This window comes from Luteibacter sp. SVR4-7G, assembly GCF_056755555.1.
In genome coordinates this window covers 36,874-53,916 of the sequence record NZ_JBPGXO010000031.1, presented here as the reverse complement: position 1 = coordinate 53,916, position 17,043 = coordinate 36,874, and the positions used below count along the sequence as shown (strand labels likewise).

Below are 17,043 nucleotides of genomic sequence, written 5' to 3'. Positions count from 1 at the left end.
TCTAGTCCCGAACGGTCACATTCTTGACGCAAAAACTTGCGACCCAGCCATCCTCCGGTTTAGGCGGCTGCGTATACTGTGCCCATGACGGAGATCTCCCGCACCCACCGGTTATACGAACAACTGCGCTCGCGGATCGCCGCGGATCGCCCCGGCACGGGCTTGCCGTCCCGCAGCGTGGCGACACCTCCTGGCGGGACGGACGGGTCAGGGCCGCTGGCACCCATGACGATGGTGCGGCGCATGCACGATGCCGGCGTTACAGACGAAAAAATTCTCGTCGGCCGCCTCATCGAAGGCCTGATGCTTGAGGAGTTTGGAAACCCTGCCCAGGGGGCGAACTTCCAGTTTGTCCTGAGCCAGGTGGTGCAGACGCTGGAACAGGATCCGGAAGCCTGGGCGCTCTGCCAGGCTTGCATCGCCGAGGCTACCGGCTGAACACGCCCCACCGGGCCAACACGGCCCGGATCGCATTGGCATAGGCCGCACCCAGTTCCGGGGTCTCGGAGTGGTAAGCCGCCACGGCGCGCCAGGTGTCGCCGTACTTGTCGACCTTCTTGCGAAGGTAATAGGCGCCCACGTACGCATTCGTGCAGCCGTCGCGGAGATGGCCTGGGGCGATGCCGTATCCGGCGAGCTCCGCGAAGTGCAGCGAGTTGATGCCCATCACGCCGACGTCGATGCTTCCATTGGAGTTCCGGTTGAGCGTACCCGGATGCATGCGCGATTCGTGGTAGGCGATCGCCCGCAGCACAAGCGGATCCACATGCTGGTAACGCGCGGCATCGTCGATGCAGTCGGCCTTAGCGACGGCAACACCCCACATCGACCCGACGATGCAGGCCGATGCAATGAGAGCGCGTAGCCAGCCACGGCGCATGAATACCCCTCAGGCCTTCAGCTTCCACCCGGTCCGGAAAATCCACCACACGATGCCAAGGCACAGCAGCAGGAAGCCCACCGTGGCGCCCGCGCTGATCGCCACGTCCACGTCGGCCTTGCCGTAGAAACTCCAGCGGAAGCCGTTCACCAGGTACACCACCGGATTGAACAGCGTGATCTTCTGCCATACCGGCGGGAGCATCGAGATGGAATAGAAGCTTCCGCCCAGGAACGTGAGCGGCGTGATTACCATCAACGGCACCACCTGCAGCTTCTGGAAGTCGTCGGCCCACAGGCCGATGATGAAACCGAAGAGGCTGAAGGTCACCGCCGTGAGCAGGAGGAAGGCGATCATCCAGAACGGATGCAGGATCTCGTAGGACACGAACAGGCGCGCGGTCAGCAGGATCAGCAGGCCCAGGATCACCGACTTCGTCGCCGCCGCGCCCACGTAGCCGAGCACCACTTCCACGTAGGACACAGGTGCCGACAACAGCTCGTAGATCGTGCCGGCCCACTTCGGCATATAGATGCCGAACGAGGCATTGGAGATGCTCTCGTTGAGCAAGGACAGCATGATGAGGCCGGGAATGATGAAGGCCCCGTAGCTCACGCCGCCCACGTCGCCCATGCGTGAGCCGATGGCGGCACCGAACACCACGAAGTACAGCGAGGTCGACAGCACCGGCGAGGCGATGCTTTGCATCAGCGTGCGGAAGGTGCGCGCCATTTCGAAACGGTAGATGGCGCGGATCGCGTAGAAGTTCATGCGCGGCTCCTTACCAGGCTGACGAAGATGTCCTCGAGCGAGCTTTCGCTCGAATGCAGGTCCTTGAAATCGATGCCCAGTGCGCTGAGCTTGCGCAACAGTTCGGCAATGCCGGTGTGCTCGCCCTGCGTATCGAAGGTATAGGTAAGGCAGCCGCCGTCGGCCGAGAGTTCCAGCGGCCATTCGGCGAGGCCTTCCGGCAGGGCCTGCAAGGGGGTCTGGAGTTGCAGCGACAGCTGCTTCTTGCCGAGCTTGCGCATCAGCGTGTGCTTCTCTTCCACGAGCACCAGTTCGCCGCGATTGATCACGCCGATACGGTCGGCCATCTGCTCGGCCTCCTCGATGTAATGCGTGGTGAGGATGATGGTGACGCCCGATTCGCGCAGGCGATGGACCATCTGCCACATGTCGTGGCGAAGCTCCACGTCGACGCCGGCGGTCGGTTCGTCGAGGAAGAGCACGCGCGGCTCGTGCGCCAGGGCCTTCGCGATCAGCACACGCCGCTTCATGCCGCCGGACAGCGTCATGATCTTCGAATCCTTCTTCTCCCATAGCGAGAGTTCGCGCAGGATCTTCTCCAGGTACGCCGGATCGGGCGACTTGCCGAACAGCCCGCGGCTGAACTTCACCGTGGCCCAGACGCTCTCGAAGGCATCTGTGGAGAGTTCCTGCGGTACCAGCCCGATGAGGCCGCGCGCCGCGCGGTAATCGCGTACGATGTCGTGCCCGTCCACGGTCACCGTGCCTTCGCTGCCGTTGACGATGCCGCAGACGATGCTGATCAGCGTGGTCTTGCCCGCGCCGTTCGGGCCGAGCAGGGCGAAGATTTCGCCGCGGCGGATCTCCAGGTCGACACGCTTGAGCGCCTGGAAGCCGGTCTTGTAGGTCTTGGACAGTCCATGCACCGCGACGATCGCGTCGGGTATGGAAGTGGTTGCGTCGAGTGGCGGCATGGGGACCCGCTTGTTCGGTGGGTAAGCGGGCGATGGTAGACCCGAACGCGCATGGGTGCGAGGCTTGGCAGATGAGCATGTCCGAGACACCGGCGCTGGTCCGTTGCCCCTGGGGCGAATCCGATGACCTCATGCGCGACTACCACGACCGCGAGTGGGGCGTACCCGAGCGCGACGGCCGCAGGCTTTGGGAAAAGCTGGTGCTGGACGGGTTCCAGGCAGGGCTTTCCTGGCGGACGATCCTCGCTCGCAGGGAGGGATTCCGGCGGGCCTTCGAAGGGTTCGAACCCGAGGTGGTCGCGACGTACGGGACGAACGATGTCGCCCGCCTGCTGGCCGACCCGGGCATCATCCGTTCGCGCAGCAAGATCGAGGCGACGATCCGCAACGCCCGCGCTTATCTGTCGATGCGCGAGGCGGGGGAAGATTTCGCCGCCTTCGCCTGGGCCTTCGTGGGCGGCGAACCGCTTCTTTGGCAGGGCCCGGTGCCGCCGAACAGCCCCCTGTCCGAGCAGGTGTCCAAGGCCTTGCGCAAGCGGGGCTTCACCTTCGTCGGCCCGACCATCGTGTTCGCCTGGATGGAGGCCACGGGACTCATCAACAGCCATGCGCCGGATTGCTCCCGGCGCACCGAGGTAGGCCGTAAACCGTTGTCTTGAAAGGCTTAACGGCTTTTTTAGCCCGCTGGGCGTAGCGTAGATCCAGAGGCCGCATCAGCGGCCTCGTCCGTCTGGTGCACCTGCCTTCGCGAGGGTTCCATGGCATCCAGTTCCGCCCAACTGTTCATTCCGTACAGCGAATCGACTGAGGGACCGTGGATCGTTCGCCGTGCCGCATCGCTGCTTCTCGGACCGTACCCGTCGCAGGCGTCCGCCCTTGCCGCCGCCGAGGCCATCGCCCCCGGCCTCTCCGCCGAGCTCGGCCGCCCCGTGGAAATCCACGTGCAGCAGGCCGACGGCACCTGGATGGAGCACAACTACGTGGTAGCCGGCCTCGTGGCCGGCGCGGGCACGCCTCCCGCCGGGATGAATCGCCGCCACGCCTGAGGTTCGTGGGATGAGACGTCGATAAGGTAACCTTGCAAGGTTGCCCCGCGCGTTCTCGCCCCACCGATGCTCACCGACGACACCAAAGCCGCGATCCGCGCCGCCTATGCGCGGCTGAAGGACGGCCTTCCGGGGTTCCGTGGGCGTGCCTCGCAGCTGAAGATGATCGCCGAAGTGGCCAAGGCGCTCGCCGAGCCGGCGGGAGCGGCCGTGATCGAGGCGCCGACCGGCACGGGTAAGTCCATGGCTTACCTCATTGCCGGCCTGGAAGTCGCCCGGGCGCAGAAGAAGAAGCTGGTCATCGCCACGGCCACCGTGGCGCTTCAGGAACAGCTGGTCCAACGTGACATCCCGCAGTACCTGACGCTCTGCGGCGTCGAGGCCAAGGTGGCGCTCGCCAAGGGCCGCGCCCGCTACCTCTGCCCGCGCAACCTGCGCATGGCAGGGGCCGAGCCGTCCGCGCAGGGTGGCTTCGAGTTCGACGCCGATCTCGCGCTGTGGTCGCGCCCACCGGCCGAGCGCGACACCAAGGCCATTGAAAAGCTCGGGAAGATGTTCGAGTCGCGCGAGTGGAACGGCGATATCGACATGAGCCCCGAACCCCTGTCCGACCTCGTGCGCGGGATGATCACCACCAGCGCAGGCGGTTGCACCGGGCGCAAATGCGGCGCGTTCGCCGTGTGTCCGTTCTTCGTCGCCCGCCGCGCCATCGGCGAAGCCGACATCGTCGTCGCGAACCAGGACCTGGTGCTCGCCGACCTTACGATGCCGCGCGACGAGGACACCTTCGGCGGGGTGATCCTGCCCAAGCCGGAAGAGACGCTGTACATCTTCGACGAGGCGCACCATGTGCCCGGCAAGGCCATCGACCGCGGTGCCGCCGACGTGCACCTCGCCACGGCCGTGCGGCGCATCGGCCGCTTGCAGAACCAGATCCACGGCGCCTATTCCCTCACGGACAAGGAAAGCATCGGCAACCTCACGCTGGAAGCCGGCGACGAGAAGATGCTCGAGCTTTCCAACGCGCTGGAGGCCATCGAACGCGAGATCCGCCTCTCGTGGACGCCTTCGTCGAGCGAGACGGAACCCGTGTTCCGCGCTTCGCTGGGGCAGCTTCCGGAAAACTGGAAGATGCATGCGGAGCACCTGCACCTCCTCACGAAGGACATCCAGCGCTGGCTGCGCACCGTGCGCCGCACCGTGGTGGAGATGGAGGCCGGCGGCCCGACGCAGGAAGCGTTGTCGCGCGAACTCGGCGTGGCGCTTGAGCGCCTCGATCGCCAGGTGCGCACGTGGTACGCCTGGTCCGCCGACGATCGCGAAAACGGCCCGCCGCTCGCGCGCTGGGTGAGCATGACCCCGGAGCAGCAACTGGTGTGCCATGCGTCGGCGGTCTCCGCCGGCGGGCTGCTGCGCAGCGTGCTCTGGGACAACGCTTCCGCGGTGGTGATGACCTCGGCGACGCTGAGTGCGGGCGGCAATTTTCGTGGTTTCGCCGATTCGGTGGGACTGCCGAACGAAGCTGTGACGATCAGCCTGCCCTCGCCTTTCGACCTGGAAAGGCAAGCCACGCTCACCGTGCCGGCCTTGAACTCGCTGCCTGACGATCGCGAAGGTCATGCGCGCGAAGTGTCCGACTGGCTGGCGAAGCACCTCGACTGGAACGCGGGCAACCTCGTGCTGTTCACCTCGCGCGCGAAGCTCGATCGCGTGCTGCAGATCCTGCCCATTGAATTCGTGCGCAAGGTGCGTGCGCAGGGCTCCCTGTCCAAGGCGCAGTTGATCGCGGAGCATTGCGAAGACATCGAAGCCGGCAAGGGCAGCACGCTGTTCGGACTTGCCTCGTTCGGGGAGGGGCTCGATCTTCCCGGCAAGCTCTGCGAAACCGTGGTGGTCACGCAGCTGCCTTTCGCGGTGCCGACCGATCCTGTCGGTGCGACCTATGCGGAATGGCTCGAATCGCGTGGACGCAATCCCTTCATCGAGGTGAGCGTGCCGGACGCCACGCGGCTGCTCACGCAGTACTGCGGACGCCTCATCCGTACGGAAACCGACACCGGGCGGATCGTCCTGCTCGATCGCCGCGTGGTCACCAAGCGCTACGGCACGGGCATGCTTCGCGCGCTGCCTCCCTTTGCCCGCGATATCGAGCGCGTCGCATGAGCGTCGTCCGTTTCAGCGAACTGAAGCCCGTGCCCTGGAAGAACGGGCTCGGGATCACGCGCGAGATCGCCGTCGAACCGCCGGGTGCCTCCATGGATGAGTTCCTCTGGCGCGTGAGCATCGCCGACGTGGATACCGCTTCGCCGTTCTCGCGCTTTCCGGGGATCGACCGGACGATCGTGCTGCTGCAAGGCGATGGCTTCACGATGACGCTGGATGGCGAGCGCGAGCATGCGCTGACCGTGCCTTTCGAGCCGTTCGCGTTCCCCGGCGAAGCGCATGTCGATGTCGCGCTGTCTGGCGGAGCGACGCGGGACTTCAATCTCATGCTGCGTCGAGGGAAAGTGCGCGGCGGAGTGGACGTCATGCGTGGACCGTGCCGCGTCGACGTGAGCGACGTGGCTCTGCTTCATCTTGCCGGTGGCGAAGGCAGTGTCGACGGACAGCCGTGCATCGCCGGCGATACGGCGCTAGGGCCAAGCGCCATCCAGCTCAGCGCGGGCGCGACCGCACTGCTCGTCCGCGTCTCGGCGGCCTGACTTCGGGGTTCAAACGAGGTTCACTCCGGATGCGCATCGTAGGGGGTCGTCCCCACGGAATACGGCCATGCCTCCCATTGCCACCGCGCCCGTTACCGCCGTCGCCCACCTCGATCTGGAGCGCTACGCCGGCACCTGGCACGAGATCGCCCGGCTGCCGATGTATTTCCAGAGGAAGTGCACGGGGCCGGTCACGGCCACGTACGCCCCCCGCGCAGACGGTACCGTGGCGGTACACAACGAATGCGTCACCGCCGATGGCGGAACCATCGGCAGCGACGGCGTGGCCCGCCGGCCCGAGCCGTTTTCGCAAGGCAAACTGCAAGTGCGCTTTGCGCCGAGGTGGCTGTCGTGGTTGCCCTTGGTATGGGCGGATTACTGGGTCATCGCGCTTGACGATGATTATCGGTGGGCAATGGTTGGGCAGCCGGGGCGGAAGTATCTTTGGATTCTGTCGCGTACGCCACGCATGGATGCGTCCACATTCTTCTCGCTCAAGGAGCGAGCTGTCGCCATGGGCTACGATCTGTCTTCACTGATCGTCTCTGGTGAAGTGGATTGAGCATCTGGACGATACAACTCCATACCCCACAGGATGGCCATGACTCCATTGCCCGCCCAGCCTTGCCCTTGTGACGGCGAGACGCCATACACCGCCTGTTGCGGCCAATGGCATGGTGGTTTGCCTGCGCCGACTGCCGAAGCGCTGATGCGCTCGCGCTACAGCGCCTACGTGCTCGGTCTCGAGGATTACCTGCTCGAAACATGGCATCGCGACACCAGGCCGCCTGCACTTGGCTTGTCGACGCAATCGCCGAAGCCGACCTGGCTCGGCCTTTCGGTGAAGCGGCACGAGAGTCCGACACCGGACACGGCAATCGTCGAATTCGTTGCGCGGCTGCGCATGGGCGGCGGAAGCGCCGAGCGCATGCATGAAGTCAGCCGTTTCGTGCGCGAGGACGGCCGCTGGTATTACGTCGACGGCGAGCTGTCGTGAGCCGCTTCGAAGGAACCATCTGCGAGGCGATCCGCTCGATGCGGTTGCTCGTCGTCGAGTACGACGGCGCGCAGCGGCTGGTGCAGCCCTATGTGTTTGGCGACGACCATGCGGGGCATCGTCTGTTGAGTGCCTACCAGGTGGCCGGCGGAAGCGCTTCGGGTGCGCCGGCGGGGTGGAAGTTCTTCCGGATGGAGAATGTGACGTCGGTCAGCCTGAGCGATCGCGGCTTTCATTCGCCGCGGCCGGAGTTCCAGCGGAACGACGGGGCGTTCGCGAAGATCGTCTGCCAGGTGGGTGATTGATCTGGTACAGGTGTTGTCGACGATTGACCTGTTAGGGGCATTGTAGGAGCGCGCCTTGCGCGCGACATGTTTTGAGGCCGTGACTCCGGAGTTGGCGCGCCAGGCCGAAAACCGAGTCGAGAGGCTGTCGCGCGCAGGGCGCGCTCCTACAGTTGCCATTCGCCATTCGCCGTTCGGCGTTCGGCGTTTGGCGTTTGGCGTTGGCGTTGGCGTTGGCGTTGGCGTCAGAGGATCAGGCGGGCGACGCCGCCGTCCACGCGGAACGCGGAGCCGGTGGTGCCGGAGGCTTCTTCCGAGGCGAGGAAGACCGAGACGTTCGCCACTTCGTCCACGCTGAGCAGGCGCTTGATGAGGGACGTGGGGCGGTGCGTCTGGATGAATTCGGCTTCGACTTGTTCCTGCGTCTTGCCATCGTTCTTCGCGATCTTGCCGAAGAACTCGCTGACACCTTCGGACAAGGTCGGGCCCGGAAGCACCGCGTTCACCGTGACGCCGGTACCCGCCAGCACTTCGGCCAGGCCGCGCGATACGGCGAGCTGGGCCGTCTTGGTCACGCCGTAGTGCACCATCTCCGGCGGCGTCTGGATGCTCGATTCGCTGGAGATGAACTGCACGCGGCCCCAGCCACGCTCGGCCATGCCCTTGGCGTAGTGGCGCGAGAGCCGCACGCCCGAGATCACGTTCACGTCGAAGAAGCGGCTCCATTCGGCATCGTCGATCTCGAAGAAGTCGCGCGGTTCGAAGATGCCGAGGTTGTTCACCAGGATGTCGGTCTGGGGCACGGCCTTGATCAGCGCCGCGCCGCCTTCGGCGGTGCCGAGATCCGCAGCGACGCCCGTGACCTTCGCGTCCGGCACGGCCTTCTTCACGGCGGCGATGGCTTCGTCGACGCGAGCCTGGGTGCGGCCGGTGATGACGACGGAAGCGCCTGCCCTGGCAAGGCCGGTGGCGATGGCCAGGCCGATGCCGGCGGTGGAACCGGTGACGATGGCGCTACGCTTGCTGAGATCGATCTGCATGGAAACTCCGGGAGTAAGGGAAAGATGCTTTCCTGTTCTTCGGGGCATGAAGAGGCGGATTCAATTGCAGCTGGAGCAAAACGGTTTGACCGGGGGCGCGGTAATCGACGTCCCCGCAGGCCAGCAGGTTCACTAGCAGCGACAGTCCTACAGGTCCAGGCGGGTCTGGCCGTCCGGGACGCCGTTGGGGCCGAAGCGGCGCTCCACGATCGTGGTGCGGTCCTCATGATCGATCAGGATGATCGTACTGGCCCGGGTGCCGTAGTTTTCGCCCACGATGAACGCACTCGAGAGGAAGCGCTCCCGCTCGATGCCGATGCCCGTGTCCGGCAGCACGTCGTCGGGCCAGCGGCCCTGGTCGGACAGCATGGCGAACAGGGCATCCGTATCGTCGTCGCCGCCTGCGGCGAGCCAGTCTTGCAGCCTGCGCACGAGCGCGCGCGTCTTTGGCCAGGGCGCGTTGAAGTCCGCATTGCTCAGGCCATGGACACCCGGTTCCACGGGCTGGGCCCGGGCGTGCGGATGATTGCCGAGGTAATACGCGTCCTCGCGATCGAAGGTGAGCAGGTTGAAGGGACGGTATTGTCCGGCGCTGGCCATCAGTTCGATGGCGTGCGTGCGCGCCGACAGGGTCGAACCGAGGTAATCGGCTACCAGCAGGCCGCGTGACAGGCCGCTATGGTCCGCGGTGAGGTCGCGCACGTTGGTGATGACGCTGGCACGGCCGCGCGCGCCCACGCCGGCCCATGTACCGCCTGCTTCGAGGTCGCGGCCTGCGGCGATCTGCGGCGCTTCATCCCAGGGCGCCAGCGGCGCGGTGGGGCGGGCATGGAATTCGTCGCGATTGCCGACGAGGGCGAGGCGCCAGCGGGGGTGCGCTTGCCAGGCAAAGGCGATCAGGCACATGGGGTGGTGGCCCGGGGGAGCATGGGGCCATTGTGGGTGCGGTCGGGGTGGAAGCCAAGTCGCTGGGCCCCTGCCTGCGCAGGGGCGACGATAGGTTGGGAGGCACCGGCGGGGGTCAGGCGGCTACCGTGGCTCTCGCTTCCTTCGTCGCAAGCAACCTTGCGATCGATGCGGCGGCTTCGCGGCCGTCGTACACGGCTCGCACTACGAGGTCGGCGCCGCGAACGTTGTCGCCGCCGGCGAAGATGCGCGGATGGCTGGTCTGCAGGGGCAGGCGTCCTTCACCGCCGGCCAGGATGCGGCCGTAGCGGTCGCGCTCGATGCCGAAGGCATCGCACCAGTCGGGTGGGCTCGGCTGGAAGCCGAAAGCCTGGATCACCACGTCGGCGCGAAGGTCGGTTTCGCTGCCCGTCACGTTCTGCGGATACGGGCGGCCATCGCCACCGTCGACGAGTTGCGTATCGACCACGCGCACGGCGTTCACGCGACCATGTTCGTCACCGATGAGGGCGACCGGCTGACGCTGGAAGAGGAAGCGGACGCCCTCCTCCCGGCTGTAGCCGACTTCGCGGCGCGAACCCGGCATGCTCGGTTCGTCGCGGCGGTAGACGCAGGTCACGGACGCCGCGCCGAGCCGGATCGCCGTGCGGTTGCAGTCCATGCCCGTATCGCCACCGCCGAGCACCACGACGTGCTTGCCGGCGAGGTCGTATTCGGGTGACGGCGGTTCTTCGCGCAACAACCTCTCGGTGTTGGCGATCAGGAAGGGCAGCGCATCGTGCACGCCCTGCAGATCGCGGCCTACGAGGCGGCCGTCCACATAGGTGTAGGCACCGGTACCGACGAAGACGGCGTCGTAGTCGGCGAGCAGGTCGTCGAAACCGATATCGCGGCCGATCTCCACGCCGAGATGGAAACGCACGCCCATGCCTTCGAGCACCATGCGGCGCGTGCGTACCACGTTCTTGTCGAGCTTGAAGGGCGGAATGCCAAAGGTGAGCAGCCCACCGATCTCGTGCTGGCGATCGAACACGTCGGCTGCGATACCCGCGCGGCGCAGGCGGTCCGCGCAGGCAAGCCCGGCCGGTCCGGCACCGACGATGGCGACGCGGGCGCCGGTCTCGCGCACGCGGGAAAGATCCGGTCGCCAGCCCTGGCGGATGGCCTCGTCGGTGACCCAGCGCTCCACGCTGCCGATCGTCACCGCGCCGAAGTCGCCCTGCTCCAGCGTGCACGCGCCTTCGCAGAGACGGTCCTGAGGACAGACGCGCCCGCAGATCTCCGGCAGGGGATTGGTTTCGTGCATCAGCGTGGCGGCTTCGAACAGGCGGCCTTCCTGCACCAGCTTCAGCCAGTTGGGAATGTAGTTGTGCACCGGGCAGGCATGTTCGCAGTACGGATTGCCGCAATCGATGCAGCGTCCGGACTGGGACGACGCCTCGCTCGACGCGAAGTCGCCGGAGATCTCGCCATAGCCCAGCACGCGCACGGCCACCGGCACGGTGCGCGGCGTCTGGCGGGGAATCTCGAGGAACTGGAAGTCCTTCGCGCTCATGCGGCGCTCCGCAGCTCTTCGGCCAGCGCGTCGAGGCTGGCGGCCTTGGGCTTCACCAGCCAGAAGCGCTGCAACAGGCCGCGGAAGTCGCCGAGGACGCGCGCACCCCATGCGCTGCCCGTGAGTTCGGCATGGCGGGCGATGAGGCGGCGGAGATGCTGCATGTAATGTTCCATACCTTCGTGCGAGATACGCACGATGTCGACGAGTTCGTGGTTGTAGCAGTCGACGAAGCTGCGCTCGACGTCGAGCACGTAGGCAAACCCGCCCGTCATGCCCGCGCCGAAATTGAGCCCCGTGCGACCGAGCACGGCGACGACGCCGCCGGTCATGTATTCGCAGCAATGGTCGCCGGCGCCTTCCACGACCGCGAGCGCGCCGGAATTGCGCACGGCGAAGCGTTCGCCGGCCTGTCCTGCCGCGAACAGCTCGCCGCCGGTGGCACCGTACAGGCAGGTGTTGCCGATGATGGACGCGTCCTGGCTCGCGAAGCGCGAGTCGGCCGGTGGTCGGATGACCAGGCGGCCGCCGGCCATGCCCTTGCCCACGCCATCGTTGGCTTCGCCGGTGAGGTCGATGTGCACGCCCGCAGCGTTCCACGCGCCAAGGCTCTGGCCGGCCGCGCCGGTGAGGTGCAGGTCGATCGGCGACCCGTCCATGCCCGCGTCGCCCCAGCGACGTGCCACCTCGCCGGAGAGGCGCGCGCCGATGGCGCGATCGGTATTGACGATGGGATAGCGGAAGGTGCCTCCCGTCCCTTCTGCCACGGCGGCGCGCGTATCGGCAGCGATGCGGTTCGCGAGCGATGCGGGATCCCGCATCGGATTGCGTCCGAGCGTGCAGGCGAAATCGACCTCGGCGCCGAGGCCGTCCGTGCCGATCAGCGGCGAAAGATCCAGGCGCTCCTGCACCGGCGTCACGCCATCGCGCTGCTCGAGCCTGTCGCTCTGCCCGATCAGTTCCGCGAGCGAGCGCACGCCGAGCCGCGCGAGATGCTGGCGCACGTCTTCCGCGATGAAGCGGAAGTAGTTCATCACCATCTCGGGAAGGCCGAGGAAGTGCTTCTGGCGCAGGACCGGGTGCTGCGTGGCGACGCCGGTGGCGCAGTTGTTGAGATGACAGATGCGCAGGTACTTGCAGCCCAGCGCGACCATCGGTCCGGTACCGAAGCCAAAGCTTTCCGCACCGAGCATCGCCGCCTTGACGACGTCCAGACCGGTCTTCAATCCGCCGTCGGTCTGCAGGCGTACCCTTCCGCGCAGGTCGTTGAGACGCAGCGTCTGCTGTGTCTCGGCAAGACCCAGTTCCCACGGCGTGCCCGCATACTTGATGGACGTAAGCGGACTCGCTCCGGTGCCGCCGTCGTGGCCCGATACCGTGATGAGGTCGGCGCCTGCCTTCACCACGCCCGCGGCGACGGTGCCGACGCCCGCGTGGGACACGAGTTTCACCGAGATCAGCGCCTCCGGATTCACTTCCTTGAGGTCGTGGATGAGCTGGGCGAGGTCTTCGATGGAGTAGATGTCGTGGTGAGGCGGCGGCGAGATGAGGCCGATGCCCGGCTTCGCGTAGCGCAGGCGTGCGATCGTGGCGTCCACCTTGTGCCCGGGCAGCTGGCCGCCCTCGCCCGGCTTGGCGCCCTGGGCGATCTTGATCTGCAGAACTTCCGCATTGACCAGGTAGGCCGGCGTGACGCCGAAACGGCCCGAGGCGACCTGCTTGATCTTCGAGGCACGGTCGGTGCCGTAGCGAGAAGGATCCTCGCCACCCTCACCCGAATTGCTGCGCGCGCCGAGCCGGTTCATTGCGATGGCGAGTGCCTCGTGCGCTTCCGGCGAGAGCGCGCCCAGCGACATGCCCGCGGAATCGAAACGCTTGAGGATGTCCTCGACGGGCTCGACTTCCTCCAGGGGGATCGGTGTCGCCGCGCGCGGAACCAGCAGGTCGCGCAGCGCCGACGGCGGACGCGTGTCCACGTAGCGCGCGTACTTTTCGTAGTCCCGCCACTCGCCCGTGCGCACCGCCACCTGCAGGCTGGCGATGACGTCCGGGTTGTACATGTGGAACTCGCCACCGTGCACGTACTTGTACAGGCCGCCGGCACGCAATGCCTGCGCCTCGTCCCAGGCTTCCGCGGCGAGCAGGCGCTGCTCCTGTTCCAGGTCGGCGAAGCCGGAGCCGCCGATGCGCGACGGAGTTCCTGGGAAACACAGCGACACCACGTCGGGCGCGAGGCCCACGATCTCGAAGAGCTGCGCGCCGCGATACCCGGCGACGGTGGAGATGCCCATCTTCGACAGGATCTTCAGCAGGCCCTTGCGGATGCCGCGGCGATAGTTGCGGCCGATCTCGCGCGGTGCGCCCTCGCCCTTGCGGATATGGCCGCTGCGGCCCATGTCGAACAGGCTCTGGTAGGCGAGCCAGGGATAGATCGCCGTGGCACCGAAACCGAGCAGGCATGCGAAGTGGTGCGGATCGCGCGGCGTCGCCGTCTCCACCATGATGTTGCACTGGCAGCGCAGGCCGGTATCGACCAGGCGCGCATGCACGGCACCCGTGGCGAGCAGCGAATGGATCGGCAGCAGGTCGCGGCGCGGATAGCGGTCGCTGAGGAAGACGATCTGCACGCCGCGGCGCACGGCCGCTTCCACCTCGTCGCAAATGCGCCGCAGTGCCTGCTCCAGCGACTCGTCGGCGCCATACATCAGGTCGAAGCGGGGTGTGTCGGCATAGGCCGGATTCGCGAGGATCTGCCGCAGCTTCCGCTGCGACAGGATCGGCGAGTTCAGCAGGATCTGCTTCGCGTTCTCGGGGCCCAGGTCGAAGATGTTCCGTTCCTGCCCGATCTGCGTGACCAGCGACATCACCAGCCGCTCGCGCAGCGGATCGATCGGCGGATTCGTCACCTGGGCGAAGCCCTGACGGAAGCGGTCGAACAGCGGACGGATCTGCCGCGACAGCACGGCCATCGGTGTGTCGTCGCCCATCGACCCGGTGGCTTCGGCCTCCGTCTCGGCAAGCACTTTCAGCACGGATTCGCATTCTTCGCGCGAGAGGCCGTAGAGCTTCTGGTAGCGGTGCAGTTCGTCCGCGGGCAGCGGTTCGGCCGCGAGCGTGGGATCGATCAGGTCGGATTCGAGGTAGGTGACGCCGTTGCGCAGCCAGTCGCGGAACGGCGCGCGGGTACGGTTGATCGCATCGATGTCGGCATCGCGCAGGAAGCGGTGTTCGCGGAAGTCGACCGCGATCATCTCGCCCGGTGCGAGCCGCCCCTTCGCGACGATGCGCGACGAAGGCACGTCCCACAGGCCGGTCTCGGAAGCGACGATGAGGTGGTTGTCGTCGGACAGCGACCAGCGGGCCGGGCGCAGTCCGTTCCTGTCCAGCGTGCAGGCCGCGTACCGGCCATCGCACATCACCAGGCCGGCGGGACCGTCCCAGGGCTCGCTGTGCAGCGCGTAGTACTCGTAGAACGCCGCGAGGTCTTCGTCGATGTCCTCGCGCGCCGCATAGGCGGGCGGCACCAGCACGCGCATGGCCGTGAGCAGGTCCATGCCTCCCATGAGCAGCACCTCGAGCGCGTTGTCGAGGCTCTCGGAATCCGAGCCGCTCTGCCGCACCAGCGGGCCGATGTCGGAGAGGTCGACACGATCCGAACGCAGCACCGAGGTGCGCGCCTGCATCCAGCGACGATTCGCGCGGATGGTGTTGATCTCGCCGTTGTGGGCGAGGAAACGGAAGGGCTGGGCCAGGCGCCACTGCGGCGAGGTATTCGTGGAGAAGCGCTGGTGGAAGACGACCGCATCGGCGACGAGGGCCGGATGGTTCAGGTCAGGATACACGTCACGCAGGCGGCCGGGCGCGGCCATCGCCTTGTAGCCGATCACTTCGCCGGAGAGCGACACGACGTAGAAATGCGGGTCGTTGGCGAGGGCGAGTTCGGCGCGGCGGCGTGCATGGAACAGCGCTGCCTCGAACGCGGCCGCCGGGAGGTCGCCCGGCGAATCGACGAACACCTGGCGCACGCGCGGCATGGAGGACGAGGCGAGCGGACCGCAAGCGGAAGCGTCGACCTGCACGTCGCGCCATCCGGCCACCGGGAGGTTCTCGCGCAGGAGCTCAGCCTCCAGCACGCGTGCCGCGGCATCGTCGCCGTCGGGATCGAGGAAGACGAGGCCGCTGGCGAAGTGCGTGGCGAGGGCGATGCCTGCCTCGCCCGCCAACGCGCGCAACCATTCCACCGGGCGGCGCACGAGCACGCCGCAGCCGTCGCCGCTGATGCCGTCGGCGTTCACGCCGCCGCGGTGCGAAAGTTTCGCCAACGCGGCGAACGCCGTGTCGACCAGAGCCGCACTGGCGTGGCCGTCTATCTGCGCGACGAGACCGAAACCGCAGCTGTCGTGTTCAAACGCCTCGTCGTAGAGGCGCGGAATGCCTTGCTTCACCATCCGCCTCCTCGGAATAGCCTGCAGCCCCACTTTAGGCACAATGTCGCGCTGCGTCAAAACATATGGACGTCTAAACGAAATGCGAACGGAATTCTTAGGAGGCCTAGGAAAAGACCAGTGACGCGAAAGGGGGCTGGACCGGGCTTTTGAACCATACCAACCCGTTTTGCCATACCGCGGCAAGCTTGCCCGCTGCCGCGGATCGCCAGCATAGCCGGCTCCCACACAAGACTGGCCGGCCCAAAGCGGCTTCCGCCATCGCCGGATGGGTAATAATCCGGGTATGCGCCCAGTCCCCCGTCTTTCCCTCGCCCTTGCCCTCGCCATCCTGAGCTTCGCCACCCTCCCGCCGGCCCTGGCCGCGCAGGACGAAAAGGCCCAGGCGGAACAGAAGGAGGCCCGGCAGAAGCTGGAAGGGGTGCGCAAGGACATCGAGGCCCTCACCCGCGAGCAGCGCGAGACGGCAAATGCCCGCGACAGCGCCAACGCAGCCCTGGCGAAGCAGGCGGAACAGGTCTCCGCCGCGGCGAAGGCCGTGCGCGAGACCGAGGTCGAGCTGGAACAGCGCCGCCATGACCTGGAGCAGCTCAACGCCCAGCGTGCGGAGATGCAGGCCGGCCTGGACAAGCAGAAGGGCGCCCTCGGCGACCTCCTCCGCGCCACCTACACCCTCGGCCGGGGCTCGGATCTCCAGTTGCTGCTGGGCGACGAAGACGTCAACCGGATTTCCCGCGCCCTCGCCTACTCCCGCTACTTCCAGGAGAACCGGGTGGAGCGGATCCGCGGCTTGCTTGCGGATCTTTCCCGGCTGCAGGAGGTCGAAGCCGCCATCACCGCCGAACAGCAGAAGCTCGAGGCGACCCGCACCGAGCGCGAGAAGCGCGCCGCCGAACTCGAAAGGCAGCGCGGGGCACAGCAGAAGCTGGCCGCCGAGACCGACGCCAAATATAAGGACCAGGCCCAGCGCATGGCGGCCCTGAAACAGAACGAGCAGGACATGAACGCCCTGGTCGCCCGCCTGCAGAAGGTGATCGACGAGGCGGCCAAGGCGGCGGAGCCGGCACCCCCCTCAAAGGGATCGCCGTCCGCGGCGCCGCTGTCGAACCTGCGCGGCAACCTCCCGTGGCCCGCCAACGGCCCGGTGCATGCCTACGGCAACGGCGTCATCATCGTGGCGCCGCGCGGCAGCGAGGTGCGGGCGGTGGCGCGCGGACGCGTGGTGTTCGCAAGCTTCCTGCGCGGCTACGGCATGATGATCATCGTGAACCACGGCAACGGCTTCATGAGCATGTACGGCAACAACGAAACGCTCTTGCACGGCGTGGGCGACATGGTGGAAGCCGGCGAAGCCGTCGGCACCGCCGCGGCCCCTGCCGGCGACAACGGCGCCTATTTCGAGCTGCGCCAGGGCGGCAAGCCCATCGACGCGCGTGGCTGGCTCGCCAAACGGCACTAAGGACT

General features: G+C 66.7%; 16 protein-coding genes. 9 read left to right on the top strand and 7 right to left on the bottom strand.

The annotated features are described in order from the left end of the window. The first annotated feature begins 84 nt into the window (after nucleotides 1-84). Nucleotides 85-438, top strand: coding sequence for a hypothetical protein (locus ACR9ZH_RS12830; protein WP_481291141.1), 354 nt, complete (start codon nucleotides 85-87; stop codon nucleotides 436-438). Here ACR9ZH_RS12830 and ACR9ZH_RS12825 read toward each other — a convergent pair. The 3 genes from ACR9ZH_RS12825 to ACR9ZH_RS12815 are packed head-to-tail and all read right to left on the bottom strand — an operon-like array spanning nucleotide 428 to nucleotide 2,604. Continuing rightward, nucleotides 428-880: a lytic transglycosylase domain-containing protein gene (locus tag ACR9ZH_RS12825; RefSeq protein ID WP_481291140.1), complete on the bottom strand. Its 453-nt coding sequence runs from the start codon at nucleotides 878-880 to the stop codon at nucleotides 428-430. The two genes, ACR9ZH_RS12830 and ACR9ZH_RS12825, sit on opposite strands and share 11 nt — an antisense overlap. A 9-nt stretch (nucleotides 881-889) precedes the next feature. Beyond that, nucleotides 890-1,651, bottom strand: coding sequence for an ABC transporter permease (locus ACR9ZH_RS12820; RefSeq protein ID WP_481291139.1), 762 nt, complete (start codon nucleotides 1,649-1,651; stop codon nucleotides 890-892). After that, nucleotides 1,648-2,604 (bottom strand): ABC transporter ATP-binding protein, encoded by a 957-nt coding sequence (locus ACR9ZH_RS12815; protein ID WP_481291138.1) that lies wholly within the window; start codon nucleotides 2,602-2,604, stop codon nucleotides 1,648-1,650. Before ACR9ZH_RS12815 ends, ACR9ZH_RS12820 begins: the two co-directional genes overlap by 4 nt. 77 nt (nucleotides 2,605-2,681) lie before the next feature. Here ACR9ZH_RS12815 and ACR9ZH_RS12810 point away from each other — a divergent pair, with 77 nt between their 5' ends. From ACR9ZH_RS12810 to ACR9ZH_RS12780, 7 genes are all read left to right on the top strand, one after another. Next, nucleotides 2,682-3,263: a DNA-3-methyladenine glycosylase I gene (locus ACR9ZH_RS12810; protein WP_481291137.1), complete on the top strand. Its 582-nt coding sequence runs from the start codon at nucleotides 2,682-2,684 to the stop codon at nucleotides 3,261-3,263. A 99-nt stretch (nucleotides 3,264-3,362) separates the two neighbouring features. Next, entirely contained in the window at nucleotides 3,363-3,650 is a 288-nt protein-coding gene (locus tag ACR9ZH_RS12805) for a DUF2188 domain-containing protein (protein ID WP_481291136.1), read from the top strand. Nucleotides 3,651-3,716: 66 nt separating this feature from the next. Next, nucleotides 3,717-5,813 carry an ATP-dependent DNA helicase DinG gene (gene dinG, locus ACR9ZH_RS12800; RefSeq protein ID WP_481291135.1) on the top strand — a complete coding sequence of 699 codons (2,097 nt, stop codon included), beginning with the start codon at nucleotides 3,717-3,719 and terminating at the stop codon, nucleotides 5,811-5,813. Further along, complete coding sequence (locus ACR9ZH_RS12795) at nucleotides 5,810-6,352, top strand: HutD/Ves family protein (protein ID WP_481291134.1); 543 nt, start codon at nucleotides 5,810-5,812, stop codon at nucleotides 6,350-6,352. The genes dinG and ACR9ZH_RS12795 overlap by 4 nt, the downstream gene beginning before the upstream one ends. A gap of 67 nt (nucleotides 6,353-6,419) precedes the next feature. Continuing rightward, nucleotides 6,420-6,914: a lipocalin family protein gene (locus ACR9ZH_RS12790; RefSeq protein ID WP_481291133.1), complete on the top strand. Its 495-nt coding sequence runs from the start codon at nucleotides 6,420-6,422 to the stop codon at nucleotides 6,912-6,914. 39 nt (nucleotides 6,915-6,953) lie between these two features. Next, nucleotides 6,954-7,349 carry a YchJ family protein gene (locus ACR9ZH_RS12785; RefSeq protein ID WP_481291132.1) on the top strand — a complete coding sequence of 132 codons (396 nt, stop codon included), beginning with the start codon at nucleotides 6,954-6,956 and terminating at the stop codon, nucleotides 7,347-7,349. Beyond that, nucleotides 7,346-7,654 (top strand): hypothetical protein, encoded by a 309-nt coding sequence (locus ACR9ZH_RS12780; RefSeq protein WP_481291131.1) that lies wholly within the window; start codon nucleotides 7,346-7,348, stop codon nucleotides 7,652-7,654. The genes ACR9ZH_RS12785 and ACR9ZH_RS12780 overlap by 4 nt, the downstream gene beginning before the upstream one ends. Nucleotides 7,655-7,878: 224 nt before the next feature. Here the strand turns inward: ACR9ZH_RS12780 and ACR9ZH_RS12775 are convergent, their stop codons facing one another. From ACR9ZH_RS12775 to gltB, 4 genes are all read right to left on the bottom strand, one after another. Beyond that, a complete protein-coding gene (locus tag ACR9ZH_RS12775) occupies nucleotides 7,879-8,673 on the bottom strand; it encodes an SDR family NAD(P)-dependent oxidoreductase (protein WP_481291130.1) in 795 nt (264 codons plus the stop codon). Nucleotides 8,674-8,820: 147 nt separating this feature from the next. Continuing rightward, a complete protein-coding gene (locus ACR9ZH_RS12770) occupies nucleotides 8,821-9,579 on the bottom strand; it encodes an NRDE family protein (protein WP_481291129.1) in 759 nt (252 codons plus the stop codon). Between the two features lie 115 nt (nucleotides 9,580-9,694). Beyond that, nucleotides 9,695-11,134, bottom strand: coding sequence for an FAD-dependent oxidoreductase (locus ACR9ZH_RS12765; protein ID WP_481291128.1), 1,440 nt, complete (start codon nucleotides 11,132-11,134; stop codon nucleotides 9,695-9,697). Further along, the gene (gene gltB / locus ACR9ZH_RS12760) at nucleotides 11,131-15,582 is read right to left on the bottom strand and encodes a glutamate synthase large subunit (protein ID WP_481291127.1); all 4,452 of its coding nucleotides are present in this window, start codon (nucleotides 15,580-15,582) and stop codon (nucleotides 11,131-11,133) included. Before gltB ends, ACR9ZH_RS12765 begins: the two co-directional genes overlap by 4 nt. Nucleotides 15,583-15,865: 283 nt before the next feature. On the opposite strand from gltB, the gene ACR9ZH_RS12755 reads away from it, so the two are divergent. Further along, complete coding sequence (locus ACR9ZH_RS12755; RefSeq protein WP_481291126.1) at nucleotides 15,866-17,038, top strand: murein hydrolase activator EnvC family protein; 1,173 nt, start codon at nucleotides 15,866-15,868, stop codon at nucleotides 17,036-17,038. Nucleotides 17,039-17,043 lie beyond the last annotated feature (5 nt).

What these genes read in the sequence shown, in the direction of transcription:
- ACR9ZH_RS12765 (WP_481291128.1), bottom strand. Translation starts at nt 11,134, where the DNA reads ATGAGCGCGAAGGACTTCCAGTTCCTCGAGATTCCCCGCCAGACGCCG.
- dinG (WP_481291135.1), top strand. Translation starts at nt 3,717, where the DNA reads ATGCTCACCGACGACACCAAAGCCGCGATCCGCGCCGCCTATGCGCGG.
- ACR9ZH_RS12825 (WP_481291140.1), bottom strand. Translation starts at nt 880, where the DNA reads ATGCGCCGTGGCTGGCTACGCGCTCTCATTGCATCGGCCTGCATCGTC.
- ACR9ZH_RS12805 (WP_481291136.1), top strand. Translation starts at nt 3,363, where the DNA reads ATGGCATCCAGTTCCGCCCAACTGTTCATTCCGTACAGCGAATCGACT.
- ACR9ZH_RS12830 (WP_481291141.1), top strand. Translation starts at nt 85, where the DNA reads ATGACGGAGATCTCCCGCACCCACCGGTTATACGAACAACTGCGCTCG.
- ACR9ZH_RS12755 (WP_481291126.1), top strand. Translation starts at nt 15,866, where the DNA reads ATGCGCCCAGTCCCCCGTCTTTCCCTCGCCCTTGCCCTCGCCATCCTG.
- ACR9ZH_RS12785 (WP_481291132.1), top strand. Translation starts at nt 6,954, where the DNA reads ATGACTCCATTGCCCGCCCAGCCTTGCCCTTGTGACGGCGAGACGCCA.
- ACR9ZH_RS12775 (WP_481291130.1), bottom strand. Translation starts at nt 8,673, where the DNA reads ATGCAGATCGATCTCAGCAAGCGTAGCGCCATCGTCACCGGTTCCACC.
- ACR9ZH_RS12795 (WP_481291134.1), top strand. Translation starts at nt 5,810, where the DNA reads ATGAGCGTCGTCCGTTTCAGCGAACTGAAGCCCGTGCCCTGGAAGAAC.
- gltB (WP_481291127.1), bottom strand. Translation starts at nt 15,582, where the DNA reads ATGGTGAAGCAAGGCATTCCGCGCCTCTACGACGAGGCGTTTGAACAC.
- ACR9ZH_RS12810 (WP_481291137.1), top strand. Translation starts at nt 2,682, where the DNA reads ATGTCCGAGACACCGGCGCTGGTCCGTTGCCCCTGGGGCGAATCCGAT.
- ACR9ZH_RS12815 (WP_481291138.1), bottom strand. Translation starts at nt 2,604, where the DNA reads ATGCCGCCACTCGACGCAACCACTTCCATACCCGACGCGATCGTCGCG.
- ACR9ZH_RS12790 (WP_481291133.1), top strand. Translation starts at nt 6,420, where the DNA reads ATGCCTCCCATTGCCACCGCGCCCGTTACCGCCGTCGCCCACCTCGAT.
- ACR9ZH_RS12820 (WP_481291139.1), bottom strand. Translation starts at nt 1,651, where the DNA reads ATGAACTTCTACGCGATCCGCGCCATCTACCGTTTCGAAATGGCGCGC.
- ACR9ZH_RS12770 (WP_481291129.1), bottom strand. Translation starts at nt 9,579, where the DNA reads ATGTGCCTGATCGCCTTTGCCTGGCAAGCGCACCCCCGCTGGCGCCTC.